General features: G+C 47.2%; 12 protein-coding genes and 2 pseudogenes. 3 read left to right on the top strand and 11 right to left on the bottom strand.

Going from position 1 to position 13,834, the window contains the following annotated elements:
• Complete coding sequence (gene sdaAB, locus QBE55_09580; protein ID WZL77796.1) at positions 1-660, bottom strand: L-serine ammonia-lyase, iron-sulfur-dependent subunit beta; 660 nt, start codon at positions 658-660, stop codon at positions 1-3.
• A gap of 363 nt (positions 661-1,023) precedes the next feature.
• Between sdaAB and QBE55_09575 the strand changes: the two genes are divergently transcribed.
• Positions 1,024-2,286, top strand: coding sequence for an IS30 family transposase (locus QBE55_09575; GenBank protein WZL77795.1), 1,263 nt, complete (start codon positions 1,024-1,026; stop codon positions 2,284-2,286).
• A gap of 928 nt (positions 2,287-3,214) precedes the next feature.
• Positions 3,215-3,310, top strand: a pseudogene (locus QBE55_09570) (carbohydrate ABC transporter permease).
• Between the two features lie 6 nt (positions 3,311-3,316).
• Here the strand turns inward: QBE55_09570 and QBE55_09565 are convergent.
• The 9 genes and pseudogenes from QBE55_09565 to QBE55_09525 form a co-directional block, all read right to left on the bottom strand.
• Positions 3,317-4,219, bottom strand: coding sequence for an ATP-binding cassette domain-containing protein (locus tag QBE55_09565; GenBank protein WZL77794.1), 903 nt, complete (start codon positions 4,217-4,219; stop codon positions 3,317-3,319).
• A gap of 45 nt (positions 4,220-4,264) precedes the next feature.
• Positions 4,265-4,945 carry an ABC transporter ATP-binding protein gene (locus tag QBE55_09560; GenBank protein WZL77793.1) on the bottom strand — a complete coding sequence of 227 codons (681 nt, stop codon included), beginning with the start codon at positions 4,943-4,945 and terminating at the stop codon, positions 4,265-4,267.
• Between the two features lie 78 nt (positions 4,946-5,023).
• Complete coding sequence (locus QBE55_09555) at positions 5,024-7,873, bottom strand: FtsX-like permease family protein (protein WZL77792.1); 2,850 nt, start codon at positions 7,871-7,873, stop codon at positions 5,024-5,026.
• A gap of 12 nt (positions 7,874-7,885) precedes the next feature.
• The gene (locus QBE55_09550; protein WZL77791.1) at positions 7,886-8,899 is read right to left on the bottom strand and encodes an efflux RND transporter periplasmic adaptor subunit; all 1,014 of its coding nucleotides are present in this window, start codon (positions 8,897-8,899) and stop codon (positions 7,886-7,888) included.
• A 24-nt stretch (positions 8,900-8,923) separates the two neighbouring features.
• Entirely contained in the window at positions 8,924-9,214 is a 291-nt protein-coding gene (locus tag QBE55_09545) for a hypothetical protein (GenBank protein WZL77790.1), read from the bottom strand.
• A 168-nt stretch (positions 9,215-9,382) separates the two neighbouring features.
• Positions 9,383-9,693, bottom strand: a pseudogene (locus QBE55_09540) (type II toxin-antitoxin system Phd/YefM family antitoxin).
• 261 nt (positions 9,694-9,954) lie between these two features.
• Complete coding sequence (locus QBE55_09535) at positions 9,955-10,281, bottom strand: ATP-binding cassette domain-containing protein (protein WZL79911.1); 327 nt, start codon at positions 10,279-10,281, stop codon at positions 9,955-9,957.
• Between the two features lie 18 nt (positions 10,282-10,299).
• Positions 10,300-11,109, bottom strand: a complete 810-nt coding sequence (locus QBE55_09530) for a hypothetical protein (protein ID WZL77789.1) — start codon at positions 11,107-11,109, stop codon at positions 10,300-10,302.
• Positions 11,110-11,136: 27 nt separating this feature from the next.
• Positions 11,137-11,967, bottom strand: a complete 831-nt coding sequence (locus QBE55_09525) for a hypothetical protein (GenBank protein ID WZL77788.1) — start codon at positions 11,965-11,967, stop codon at positions 11,137-11,139.
• A gap of 300 nt (positions 11,968-12,267) precedes the next feature.
• Between QBE55_09525 and QBE55_09520 the strand changes: the two genes are divergently transcribed.
• A complete protein-coding gene (locus QBE55_09520; protein ID WZL77787.1) occupies positions 12,268-13,176 on the top strand; it encodes a hypothetical protein in 909 nt (302 codons plus the stop codon).
• A 28-nt stretch (positions 13,177-13,204) separates the two neighbouring features.
• On the opposite strand, the gene QBE55_09515 is transcribed toward QBE55_09520, so the two are convergent.
• Positions 13,205-13,807: a hypothetical protein gene (locus QBE55_09515; protein ID WZL77786.1), complete on the bottom strand. Its 603-nt coding sequence runs from the start codon at positions 13,805-13,807 to the stop codon at positions 13,205-13,207.
• Positions 13,808-13,834 lie beyond the last annotated feature (27 nt).

Raw genomic sequence — 13,834 nt, 5'->3', positions numbered from 1 at the left:
TCACTTTCCACGTAAAATAGCTGCTTTCTCAATATATGGACGACTGGAGAGCAGTCCCTCTATTTCAAAAGGAATGGGATTGTCCGTTTCAACCATCATCAATACCCTGGAACCTTTTTGGGTTCGATACAATCGCATAAAGGCGATATTCACCTTCATCCTTGCCAGATAACCGGTCACCTCTGAGACTACACCGGGAACATCCCTGTGAACGGTCATCAGACAGGGATAATCCCCGGTATATTCCGTCTCATATTCGCCAATCCGGGTGATTACAATTCGTCCGCCCCCAACGGATTTTCCGGTAATCCTCATCTTATCCTTCCCCTTTTGCAAAAAAAGCTCCGCCGTATTGACATGAAATGAAGGATTATCCCCTAAAAACCGAACCACCGGCTTCATTCCCACTTGCTTTGCCTCTTCATAGGCATTTGCAATTCTGCCGTCATCCGGAGCATAACCCAGGATTCCCGCAATCAATGCCTTATCCGTACCATGGCCCTTTCCTGTCCCGGAAAAGGAATTATAAAGACGAATCTCCGCTTTGTCCGGCTGCTTCCCGAATATATTGCGGGCAACATTCCCAATCCGTACAGCGCCGGCAGTATGAGAACTGGAAGGCCCAATCATCACCGGGCCGATGATATCAAATGCATTCATCCCCGCGTTTCCTCCTGTCCACTTTTATTCTTCCCATCCTGTTTATTTAATCCTGTACATAATCTCTCGCCATTTGTCTGTTTATTTGGATCTGCCGTGATCTTCACCGTTTAGCTGTTTATTGGGCCCACATAATCTTTCGGCCCAATTTCCTGCCAGTTCAAGCATAGACGAGATCTTTCCTCCTGTCAATGGAAAAATGCAGGGGCAGATGCAAATCATCCGCTCGTGAATAGAAAAAGTAACATCCAGAGTCAAGCGACCTCATTGGACGTAAGTCTTACGGTAAATTCCAGAATAAGATTGCAAATCCAGGTTCCACAGTTCATAATGAAGGTGTACCGCCAAAGGAGGCCAATGATTATGAAGAGACAACTGCTTCATGACAATACTCATCTATCTTTGGAGGACAGAAAGATCATCCAGGTTGGAATTGAAAACAATTCCACCAAATCATCCATTGCACGGACCATCGGAAAAGATGCCACCACCGTCGCAAAGGAAATCAGGAAGCACCGCAGATTTAAACCCCGCAATCCGTTTAATCATCCCATTGTGTGCACCAAAATGCGCACCTGCCCAACAAAGCCCTGCGTTAAAAAATGCGTCTTCTATGAAGAGCCCATATGTAATCGCCGTGACAAATCTCCGGGAGCCTGCAACAAATGCAAGGACAGCCCCGGATGCCATCTCGATAAGTATTACTACAACGCGGTATCCGCTGATAAGAAATACCACGATGATCTTGTCGAGACCCGCGAGGGCGTCAACCTCACAACCGGAGAGTGTGACTCCATTGCCCAAATTCTTGTTCCCCTGCTTAAGAAAGGGCAGTCCATTCATCAGATCCTTTCCGCGCACCCAGAGGTAAAACAGTGTGAAAGGACATTGTATAATTACATTGAAAGCGGAATCTTCAAAGAGTATGGCGTAGACAACTTTTCCCTCAAGGAACAGGTCAATCGCAAACAGTTCCGGCAAAAATACAAAAAACGTAAGGCCCCGGCGAACTATGAAGGACGGAAATACGCCGATTATCTGCACTTCCTGTCTGAAAATCCGGAAACGCCAACAGTGGAAATGGATACCGTCTACAATAGTCAGGAAGGGCCTTACATTCAGACTTTCCTGTTCCCCAAAACTGCTTTCATGATTGGGTTCCTGCACCCGCATAAAACCAGTGAGAGCATGGCGAAAAGCATCGACTGGCTTCAGGAAAAGCTTGGAGCGGAACAATTCTCCAAACTATTTCCTGTCTTGCTCACAGACCGTGGGCCCGAATTTGAGATGCACCGACTTTTTGAGTTGAATCCATCCGGCAATTCGCGGCTTAGCATATTCTATTGCGACCCTATGCAATCATGCCAAAAGCCACATGTCGAAAACAACCACAACTACGTGCGTGATATCATCCCGAACTCTTATCCCCTCAGCGGTCTAACGCAGGAAAGCATTGATCTTATGTTTTCCCACATTAATTCGGCACCCCGAAAGTCCCTTGGTGATAAAACACCTTTTGAGGTCTTTTGCTTTCTTTACGGTAAGGACGTGCCGAAGGTTCTGAACATAAGAGAAATAGATCGTGATGATGTAGTGCTGAAACCGGAACTTATTTTCGCAAAATAGCGGAATAACTACAGTCCCAACCTTTTGCAGCATTTATTTCCGGCGGTACACAGACAACTCCAGCTCATCTTTGACTTGTGGAATTTAATCTTTCAGCTTTGAAATTTTAATTTTTTTCAGGTCTGTTTGCCATGCCCAAATTTTCTTCCAATTGATCATTTTTATCAATTTCACACTTTCCACACCTTCAATATCATCTCTTCAAGCCTCTATTCCAAGCCCTTTCCGGAACTTACCCCTTCATCTTTTATGGGGCTTTTGACTCTGGAAGGTACTTTTTCTATTCACACAAATCATCCGCTGCCGCCCGACATGCACAAAAACACCGTATACAATTGGGCAGCAACATGTTAATATTGAAATGGTACATCAAGCAGCAAAAACCGGAAGGGGCCCATGCAGTCTGGATTTATTTGTAAATCAAAGGAGAGACGAACTGTAGAAAGGAAAAAAGCAATGGTCATCTTCAACGCAAAAAAACGGTCCCAAATTCCAATATTTATTTCTCTTTTTTTATCGGCTATCATTCTGATCTCTATTTTGTTATCCGCATATATGATTACTATATCTTCCGCACATAAAATCATTCAATCCCAGATGGAAGATGCGAAAAACACCAACTTTCAGAGTATTATCAATAAAATCGCCAATACGTTTTCCAATGCGGAGAGTCTGGCATACAAGGTCTCTGCTTCCAATGTTGTTACAGACTATGCAAAGTCGACTCAGCGGGACCACTATACGGAATATGAAATTCGAAAATTTCTGGCCGATCTGGTAACCGGGTATGAAGATATCAAAACCTGTTATATTTACCTGCCACAGTATGATTATATACTCTCCAGTACAATCGGTCTGGACAGCCGCAGCTTTTTTAAGCGTTATTATCAGAATGGCTACAAAGATTGGATGAAGTCCCTGCATTCGAACAAGAATTGTCTCAACAGTTCCTATCCTGTGTCTTTATCCGTTCCTGCAGAAATATTTTATGAAAGGGGTACTGGTAGGATCGCTGAAAGAATAGCCAGGTTCATTTCTTTCCAGCCGCATCGGGAGGCATCAGGATAATCCGGTTTTCTTCCAGTTCCACTTTGATCTTATTCTTATCCTTCAGGCCCAGGGCTTCCAGATATTCCTTCGGTATCTGGAGCCTGCCGCTTCGGTCCACTACCGCCAGTTCCTCATGGGATTCCTCATCAATGGTCTCAAAACCGCCAATGGACTGTTTCATCTCTGCAATCTCCTCCGCATAGGATTTCCTGCGGATAAATTCGCTGCTGGTCCTTCCATCCCGTATAGCCACCACCCGATCCACTTTCCTGGACAGGCGCCGATCATGGGTAACAATGACAACCGTCACGCCATACGCCCGGTTAAATTCCCGAAAGACATCCAGAATCTGATCTGCGGTCCGGGTGTCGACGGAGCCGGTCGGCTCATCCGCCAGGAGCAGTCTGGGATTGTTTGCCAGAGCAATGGCAATGGCGACGCGCTGCTGTTCTCCGCCGGACAGCTGACTCAGCTTGCTGTTCCGCTTCTGGGAGAGGCCGACCATATCCAGCAGCTCCAGCGACCGCTCCCGCTTTGCCCTGCCATTCAAAAGCATGGGCAGCTCCACATTCTCCAATGCTGTCAGATAAGGGATCAGATTCCTGGCGCTGTTCTGCCAGACAAACCCGACGGTTTCCCTTTTGTATCGGATTAATTCCTTTTCATCAAATTTCAGGAGATCCCTGCCGTCCACGATCAGGGTACCTGCTGAAGGCCGGTCCAGTCCGCCCAGCATGTTCAGCAGGGTGGATTTGCCGCTGCCGCTGTTGCCGATAATGGCCATCAGTTCCCCGTCCTCCACCGTGAGGTCCAGTCCCTGCAATGCAACGACCTCCAGATCTGCAGCCTTATAGATTTTTACCAGGTTCCCGCAAAGAATCATATGGCCCCTCCTTGAATCCATGGTACTGAATGCTTTTCTGCTCTCTTATGTCCTGCCCGAAATCCTGCCATCCTCCAGGGTATAGACCCGGTCCGCTATCCCGACCATGCTGGGATCATGAGTTGTCATGACAACAGTCAGGCCTTTCTGCTGCACCAAATCCTTGAAAACCTTTATCACCTGCAGCCCCATGTTGGTATCCAGCTCCGCAGTGGGTTCATCTGCAAATACAACCTTCGGCCGGTGGGCAATGGCCCTGGCAATGGCAACACGCTGCTGTTCCCCGCCGGACAGCTCCTGGGGCCGGTGATGCATTCGCTTCTGAAGGCCCACCAGGGAAAGGCATTCTTCTACCCGGTCCTTCCTTTCCCCCGGATCAAACCCCGCAACCCGCAGGCCAAATTCTATATTTTCATAAGCGGACATCATGGGAATCAACGCAATGGATTGAAACACAAATCCCATATTATTTTTTCGCAGTTCATCCCGCTTTCCCTCAGAAAGCCCTGTGATCTCCTGTCCGTCAAACCAGATCCGGCCTGCCGTCGGCTGATCCAAAGCCCCGATCAGATTGATGAGGGTGGTTTTTCCGGAACCGGAACGGCCGCGCAGAATGGTAAGCGCGCCGGACTCCACCTCCATATGGACCTCCCTCAGCGCATGGACCACTTCCCGCCCGGATGGAAACTCCCGGGACAAATTTTCTGCCCGAATGATCTGCAACATAAAATCCCCCCTGACCTGTAAGGCTTCCTGATTCTTCAGTAATGCGCTGTTTCCGGCATTGTCATCCCATTGGTGCCATCAGTCTTCGCCAAGTTTTATGACCTGTGCAATGCGGATCCTCGAAACAAGGACGCCAAGCACCAGCAGGCAGACCGCCAGCATGAGGAAAACCACTCCAAAGATCCGTATAAAATCCATTGGGCTGGCGACCACATGAAAGGGCGGTACCTGTTCCGCCGTGTTGTTGGCAATCTGCAGAAGAGGGACAAACCACCCGCTGGAAACCAAACCGATGACAATTCCCATTCCAATGGACAAGCCGGAAATCAGGAACTGCTCACAGGCCAGCATGCCGATGACTTTGCGTCCGGACAATCCAATGGCGCGGAAAATGCCGAAGTTCAGCGCCCGCCTTTGAATGGACAGAATCCAGTAAATAAGAAATCCCGTCATGCAGATCACCATGGTTACGATGAAGCCCAGGGTCAGCACCCCGTTGATTCCCCGGACCATCGGATCCTTTTTCATCTGTATAATAGCCTGATCCGTATCCTTCAGGGAAACGACTTCAATTTCCTTCTTTTTGATATCGTTGTACACCTCTTCACTTTTGGCATCCGGTACCTTGTCCAGCCATATCTGATATGGTTCCAATGCCATCCCGGATCGGATATAGGAGTAGTTGGCCACCGCAAACTCGGGCTTTTCCTTCTGCTGATCCCTCTGGTTTGGATTAAACGCTGGCCAGTAATCCACAAAGGCATAAACGACACATTCCATCATCCCCTGATCCCCCCAGGTAAGAAATACGGAATCGCCTTCCTTTACCTCATACTTCTCCCGAAAGGAAGAAGAAAGCAGAACCGCACGGGGATCCTGTGCCATTAAGTTCAGATATTCATTGATGTGATGAGGGAGCAAACCGCTTCGGAACCACGCAATCCTTCCAAACTCGTCCGGAAGTATTCCCATAAGCTGAACGCGGCTGGCTTCCTTGTCCATACCGGAAACGTGGACGCCGTCCTTTACAAATACCCGGGTTGCCTCCCGGATTCCCTTCAGATTTTCAAATGGCCCGAAAGGCGGCTCCTGATATTCAATGGGTTCTTCCTTCGCGGAATCAGCGGAAGGCTCCTCCCCCATGGAAGGCCCCAGATCCTCTGCAGGGGCATTGTTGGGCCAATAGGCCTCCGCCACGATATCCGCCCCGTTTTCATACCGAATGCGTTCTTCATAGTTTGTATTGATGGTTCGGGCTGCATTGGCGTTGAAGATCCCGATGGACAATGTCATGATGAGAAACAGCATCAGAAACTGGTTCTGCCCGCCGGACCGGCCTACCTGGATAAAGGAGGCATAGAATACGGGAGACCATTTCTTCTTTCCCAACCAGAAAACAAACCGGATCAGAAGCGGATAAATCCTCAGGAAAACCAGCCCTGCTCCGAGAATGAACAAAGTGGAGATCACGAACAGCAGGGGATCCACCGAGACGGCAGATGCCTCCACATCCGTCATATGCAGGATATTCTGCCGCATGTGATAAGTATACAGTCCATATATTGAAACGCCCAGCAGCACAATATCCAGATAGAATCTTTTCCAGAACGGCTGTCTGCTTCCCCGGCTTTTTTTCTGATTATACCGGACAATATTGGTCCTGGAAGCAAAGGAGGCCGGGATCAGCATCGTCAGCATGAACAAAAGAACCGCCCACAGGGAATACAGATAAGCTTTCGGAGACAGGCGGATGGGCAGTGCCGTCCTCTGGACAAACTCCAGGAATCCATTGGAGGCGCCCAGAATATTGCAAAGAAACATTCCCAGCGGCGGGCCCAGCAAAAGAGCTGTCAGCCCCAGGATCAGGCTCTCCAGAAAATAGCTGCCAAAAACCTGCAGTCCGCTCCCGCCCCTGCTTTTCAGGACCGCGATCTCCTTTCTCTCGTTCCCGATGATCAGCTGGGAAACCATGAACAAATAAAAGGCCAGCATCAGCAAAATCGGTACCTGCAGCATCCACAGGGTCCGCTTCAGCTGAGCTTCCCGGATGCTGTATTTCTCCAGAATGGAATTGACCGGAAACTTCCATTCCAAACTCCGGTATTCGTCAAAATAAGCCTTATGGATTTTGCCTGCATCCAGCACCCCTTTCATGGCATCCAGTGTCATGGCATGGTAATCGAAGGCAAAATACCACTGGGCATCGGAAAGAAGCGGGGAATCCTCCCGGACAAAATCCTGTATCATCCGGTCAAAATCCATCAGAAAGCTGGACTTGTAAGCTGACAGATTTTGAAACCAATAGGGGTTCTGCGGATCCTTCATGCCAAATACCCCGACCACCTTGAATTTCAGGGGCCTGGAAACCCTCTTCACCAGATCAGTGGTCACATAGGTTTCCTCCAGACGCAGGTCCAGATCCTTCATTGCCTGCTCTGTGACAACAACCTCATAGCAGTCTCCCTGCTTTTCTCCGGAAAACAGCCGTCCATGCAGTATTTTTGCATGCTTCCCCAGTCCCTGTAACCCGTCTATTTTTACATTCCGTCTTTCCGGATCTTCCTCCCTCTTTACCTCCGGCAGTGCGGCAAAGTAGTCCATGGTAACCGTCCTTGCGCTGCTGATGACCGGCAGATGGATTTCCGGTATCCGCTCTTTTGTTATCGTCCGGTCCAGCATACGGTAGGCCTTTGCCCGGTCTTCCTGGGCATAGTTGGAATAAAAGCTTCCGCTGACCTGATACCTGCCCGGATAATACCCGGTATCCAGCTGATAATCCTCCAACTCCCCGGTGAGCATCCTCTGCAGTACCCCGTCCGTATACATGGGAATGCTGCTGACCATTGCCACGGCGAGGATCGAACCGATCAAAAGGCAGGCCATCATCCAGGGGTTGTTCCACATCTTGCGCAAAACCATACGAATCATGAGTATTCCCCCTCAACGAAGAATGATTTCCTCTCCTTCTTCCACTCCCTTGCGTACCTCCACCTCCGTGGCAGTTTCAATGCCGGTCTCCACATCCCGTTCATTGTTCAGACCGTCCTCCAGGATGTTTACATACTTCCGGCCCATGTAATTGCGTACCGCCTGCCTGGGCAGAACAATGGCATCCTTGCTTTCATCCAGTATCAGGGCGATTTTAGCATTGTCCCCCATTTCCACATCTTTCGGCAGATCCTTTATGGAAATGCCGATCTGCTCCTTCAGGCTTTCCTCCGCATCCGAAGGAACATTGGCCGGTGTCAGGATTACCTGCCCCTGGTACCCCTTATCGCCTATGGTAACGTCCACTTTTGCCCCCATGGGAAAACTGGACAGATCGGTGCCCGAATACGCCAGGTACAGATCCTTCGGATTTGCAATCCGTACCAGATTCTGAAAGGCATCCACGTTGTCTCCGGGACCGATATTCGTATCCACGTAAGTGACAGTTCCTTCCGCATCCGATATCAGCCGGGACTGCTCCTTCTGCTTTTTGAGCTCTTTGAGCTGCAGTTCGGCGATTTTGCTGTCAATGTAGGCTTTCTCCAGTTCATATTTATCGGCACCGCTTTCCTTCATTTGCTCATACGTGATCTGTGCCTTGCGCAGGAGGAGTTCCTGCTGTTTGATCTGGCTTTCCACCTCATCGGTATAAAGCTCCGCCAGAAGATCGCCCTTCTTCACCTTGTCCCCCTGTTTGACATAGATTGCCTTCAGTCTCCCTCCGCGAGCCGAAAAGTACACATATTTGCTCTCCGTGGATACAAAGCTGGCAGAACCCTGAATGGTCTTTACAATATCTTCCCGCTTTGCCTTTACGGTGCTGTAGGATACTTCCACCGGCTTCATAAGCGGAGGAGCCAGTACCTCCTCCTCCTTTGGAAACAAGACACATCCCGCCAAAATAAAGAGCAGCAAAGTCAGGGAAATCACCGAAGCGGAACGAATACAACGCTTCCCAGTCAACATCAGATCTGCCTCCTATTCACGCACTCATTGGTTCTTCACCCGGAAAAGCCCTTTCGGACAGGCCAGGTATGTCCTTAACGAAAATATTCCACGCCGGACCGGAAAATCATCTGATCCTTGTATCCCGGCGCATTCTTTGCAACATTTTTCCCGATTCGTTCGGAGTGCGCCTTCCTTCCGATCCAGACGAACCAGTACCACCGGACTGTCCGCCCGTTTGAACTCCGGGGACAGAACGTCCTCCGCACAGCACGGACACAGGGCAAAAGCCGTCACGGCAGGCGGAACGTCCCGGTCCTCAAAACTGCCGGACATGCTGTCTTTGCCTCCGATGGCCGGGTGGCGGGATCCTCCGTTCCTTCATAGAAAAGAATAGCTATGCATCTATACGATTATGTAAAAATGTTTCAATAAACAGACTGCTTTTTTATTATAGTATAAATCGCGGAGAATGTAAAATATTTCACATATTTGATCGTAAACTTAGGTGTCCGTATACAAAAAAGCAGTTCCGAAGAACTTCTTTTTTCGCTGTATTCCCTCATAGATGCGCTCCCTCACTCTGTTGAAAACTTCATCCTCCGTATAACGGGTACTGTCCGCTGCCACGGCTTTATCTGCTTCATCAAGCTTCAATTCGATTTCATCTGTCAGTGCGGCGTATTGTTCCAGACTGAGTACAACCATAGAGCCGTAGCCATTTCTGGTGAGATAAACAGGCTCACCCTTTTTTACGGTGTCTCAATTTCCGTGAATTTATTTCTTAAATCTGAAACAGGTCGAATGGTGATCATGTTGCACAGCCTCCTTCTACTGAAATCCAGGGTTTGCCTTCTGGCCTTATTTTATCAACAATTCCCCCGGGTTTTTGCTTCGTAAAAACCGGGTTAGGGCGTTCTTATCTCTTGTTATGTTATTCCTCCCGTCGGAGGACAGAGTATATACTGTCGGATTGAAGAAACCGGATCATTCGATTGGCGGTCCAATAGGAGATAGCAATGAAAACAGCAAACAGAATGGTGAACGGCAGTATTGCGTCCCTCAAAAGAGAGCTGTCATGAGTAAATAGGCTGAGAACCAGGTTCAATATGGTTACTGCAATAATACAGTCTGCAGAATAAATGCATAGCTCCAGAAATACTCCCGACGTTTTCTATAATCACACCAAGACTTTCGGGAAAGGAAATGTCCGATCCCAGCTTTTTATCAAAGACATATATTTCTCCCGATGTGGGTTTAATCAGTCCGCATATAGCCCGAAAAAGCATCGTTTTGCCGGAACCGTTCCGCCCAAGAAATCCATATATCCTGCTGCTGTCCAGAGACAGATTAATGTCATTCAAAATAGGTCTTCTTTTTATTTCCTTATTTACATGAATCATACGAATTGCTTTCATCCGTCAATCCTTCCTTTCGCTTCCCATAATTTCTATATTTTTTACAAGATGTATGCCGATAAGCAGCAGAATACCAATCAAAACGATAAGATATAGCAACGAGAACAAAATCGTAAAATGAGGTATGCAGCTTCCAACAAAATCACGGTACAGGGCAAGTTTCTTACTGTCGTGCCATACCAGCATGCTCTGGGAAAAAGGAAGAAATTTTACTGCTGTACTGTTTTGAAAAAGCATTGGCAATACCGAAAATACGACAGCTAAAAGTACGGTAAACAAATAAGCGTAATGCGTCCCCATTTTCAAAGACAAGACATTCACTGTCAGGACATAACAAAAAGAGAACATTGCCAGCAGGGCCAGCTCAGAAAGAATAATATGCCAGAAAGCAGCAGGGTCCGATATCGTAAGTCTGCCTAGAACTCTCCCGACTACAATCAGTACCGCAAACTGCAGAATATAATACAGAGCCACAAGAAAAAACAGGTCCGTACATTTATGTAAAAACCAAGCCCCTTTTCGGTTGCTTCGTGTAAAGATATAAACAGAACAGGTGCTGAAATCGTCTGACATATAATTTGCAAGAAGAAAGATCAGCAAAATCTGGGATACCAATGAATCCAGCAATAAGTTGATATACGCCCAGCCATCCTCTACGGGAAGACGGATCCCGCCGTAGCTGATCAAAAACAAATACTCATAGTAGGGTTTCTCTGAAACGAATGGGATTACAGATCCTCCGACGACAAATGCAAGAAATATTCCGATCAGCAATTTAAAAAAATAAGTTTTATGTATTCTATGTATTCGCATGCTCATTTCCTTCCATCTTTTCAGAAATCAGTTGTGCAGTTCATCCTTTTTAAATACGCCTTTCATAAAGATAATTGCCAGGCATACCATGAGGCAAAGAGCCATACAGAAGAAAAAATAGGAAGGCATCAGATCGGCGACTCCTCCCCCAAACAGATAAGCATACAGGGAATATTCATCTCCTAATAAAAACGCAGCTGTAAAATTCCAGACAACATAAATAATCATAGGCGTGGCAACAACGATCAGCCTGCTTTGCCCGTTGAGGAAGGAAACCGCATAGGACAACAGCGCAGACATACTGCCCAGGACGCTTGCCATAGCCATATACAGAAAATTATATAAATATGGCTTCCTGAGGAAAAGAGATTCAAACAGCAGCGTGTAAGTTGGATAAGAAGTATAGGCAGGCCAGCCGCCTAAACTATTCCTGGTGCTGTGAAGAGGAGCAATAAGGAAACATAAAAGCTGGTTGAGAAGCAATGGCAGAAACACGATTATAAAACCGGAAACCAAAATCACGACGCCTTTGGCTAAAATATAAGTGCTTTTCCTGCAGCGGCTATATATGTTTTTATACATCCCTGTTTTCAAATTCAGATAATGGGTATCCGCATAGACCAAAGCTGGCAGCAAAGGCAAAAGGAACAAATAATAGGCCTCACCCATATGATTATGAAAACCGACCCATAATTCATTTGCCGGAGGAATATATGTTATCTCCGTTTGATAGTATTTCATACAATCCATCAAAAACGGCACGATCATCCATACCAGATTAATCGTCATGACAATCAGAAATTCCCGTCTCTTCAGCAGAGAATGAACTTCTGTCCTGATAAGTCTTGTAAATTCCAAGCTGTACATCTGCCTTTCAAATATGTTTTATGTCTCGTCTATTATGCCATCAAAAATATTCCAAGTGAGTACTAAAACTAAATAAAATGAATAACCTTCATTTATTATTTTATACCCAACACTATTTATATCAAGGCGCATTCATATGTATGCTTAGTAATTCTCACAAATCCTACGGATTTCTTCCATATCTGTTAATATATCTGGTGCTTTCCTATTTGCGCTGCAATATGGTCTGTCATATGCGAAGGCAAGAATGAATCCGTTGCAGGTGGAAATACTAAAATCGAGGTGATTGGATTGAATGGTAAATTTGCCCAATGTGCAAAATATGCTTTGACTGGCATTCTTATAGTCCTGATGGTTGCAGGATGCGGCATACTCCGGCCGAAGGCGCCGAAGGAGGAAAAAGATCATAAAAAGAATCCTCCCAAGGCACTCAGCCAGATGGAAGAAGATACAGACAAAATGATCGGGGACCTGGAGGATGTCCGGGAAAAGAGAGCGAAACAGAAGAGGGAACAACAGCACCCCTCCAACCAAAGTAATTCCGGACAGACATCAGAACAGACAAAGCAGCAGGGCCAGGATGATGATGAGGATATCCGGAAGCCGGATCAGCAAAATGATCAAAACGAAGGACAGCAAAAGGAAAAAGGGCAAAAAGAGCAGGGGCCGCAGGAAACTCCAAAGCCTGTCCCTTTACCGGACTGGACGGAACTGGAATCCACATCGGAATCCCTCCATCGAAACTGGAACACATACGAGCCGAAGGCAAAGTCTGATGGTGCCATGGCGGAAACAATGAAAAGCTTTGAAGAGCAGCTGATTGCCCTGACAGAGCAAATTATGGCCCGCAATGAAGAAAAAACGCTGATTGCGGCAAACAGCCTGTATTCCCATTACCCGGAATTTCTCAAACTTTATTCCCATGATCAGCCACCGGAAGTAAAGGAAGTAAAAAGCCTGGCAAGACAGATCATTCTGTACGGTCAGCAGAACCAATGGGAAAAGACCCAACCGCTGCTGAAAGAAATGAAACCCGCCTGGCAGGAAGCCAAAGTCAAGATATCCAAACCTGATTCGGATCTGAACAGCAAAATTGATGCTGCTCTGTATGACTTCAATTACGTGGTTTCCAAAAAGAAAATCAACCTCGCAAAAATCAAGGGAGATATTCTGATCGGTAACCTGGAACAAATCAAATAGTGCTTAATATAGAAGAAAGGCCGGCAAGTTATGCCGGCTCAGACTTTTCAACTTTTGCATGGTAATTACCGGATTCATCCCGGATTAAATGGATCTGTTGCCTTCCAATCACAGTGTTATCGAAAGTTGCCTCGATGGATATTGTAGCTTTGCTGATCTCCATGGGAGTCTGGCCATCCAAGGGAGACCAGTAAAGGGTTTCCCCCCTGGACACACTATCAGACCGCCCTTTTGACACAACAATGCCTGTCTCACGATTCCACTGATTCAGCTCTCCTCTGTCCACCGATACATTTATAGACTGTAAAACAGGATCATACTCCATTCCATCTGCCACGTCAATTCGAAACGGAAAGCCTGGTACACTGTTCATACCAAGTGAATACTCCTCCAGTAATACTTCTACATTCAGTCCTGGCGATAATTCCCCGGATTCCGCCACATGGTCTGTACCCAAATACGTGGAGCCGGAATCAGATGCGTATCCAACGGAATCCATACCGTGCTGCACAGGTTCCTCCTGTTTCGCTGCTGCCGGCATTCGATTGCCCCGCATGAGTACCGCCATCGCCAGCAGTATAAGACAAGTCAACAACACACATAGAACTTTAGAGAATTTCCAACCTTTCATGGTACCCTCCTTTTACTTGCCACTGTG

Source organism: Eubacteriales bacterium mix99, assembly GCA_038396605.1.
Classification (GTDB): Bacteria; Bacillota; Clostridia; order Caldicoprobacterales; family DTU083; genus UBA4874.
This window is presented reverse-complemented; position numbering and strand designations above follow the sequence as displayed.

Excerpts from the sequence above, each read along its gene's own strand:
- sdaAB (WZL77796.1), bottom strand. The coding sequence starts at position 660 with ATGAATGCATTTGATATCATCGGCCCGGTGATGATTGGGCCTTCCAGT.
- QBE55_09575 (WZL77795.1), top strand. The coding sequence starts at position 1,024 with ATGAAGAGACAACTGCTTCATGACAATACTCATCTATCTTTGGAGGAC.
- QBE55_09565 (WZL77794.1), bottom strand. The coding sequence starts at position 4,219 with ATGATTCTTTGCGGGAACCTGGTAAAAATCTATAAGGCTGCAGATCTG.
- QBE55_09560 (WZL77793.1), bottom strand. The coding sequence starts at position 4,945 with ATGTTGCAGATCATTCGGGCAGAAAATTTGTCCCGGGAGTTTCCATCC.
- QBE55_09555 (WZL77792.1), bottom strand. The coding sequence starts at position 7,873 with ATGATTCGTATGGTTTTGCGCAAGATGTGGAACAACCCCTGGATGATG.
- QBE55_09550 (WZL77791.1), bottom strand. The coding sequence starts at position 8,899 with ATGTTGACTGGGAAGCGTTGTATTCGTTCCGCTTCGGTGATTTCCCTG.
- QBE55_09545 (WZL77790.1), bottom strand. The coding sequence starts at position 9,214 with ATGTCCGGCAGTTTTGAGGACCGGGACGTTCCGCCTGCCGTGACGGCT.
- QBE55_09535 (WZL79911.1), bottom strand. The coding sequence starts at position 10,281 with ATGATTCATGTAAATAAGGAAATAAAAAGAAGACCTATTTTGAATGAC.
- QBE55_09530 (WZL77789.1), bottom strand. The coding sequence starts at position 11,109 with ATGCGAATACATAGAATACATAAAACTTATTTTTTTAAATTGCTGATC.
- QBE55_09515 (WZL77786.1), bottom strand. The coding sequence starts at position 13,807 with ATGAAAGGTTGGAAATTCTCTAAAGTTCTATGTGTGTTGTTGACTTGT.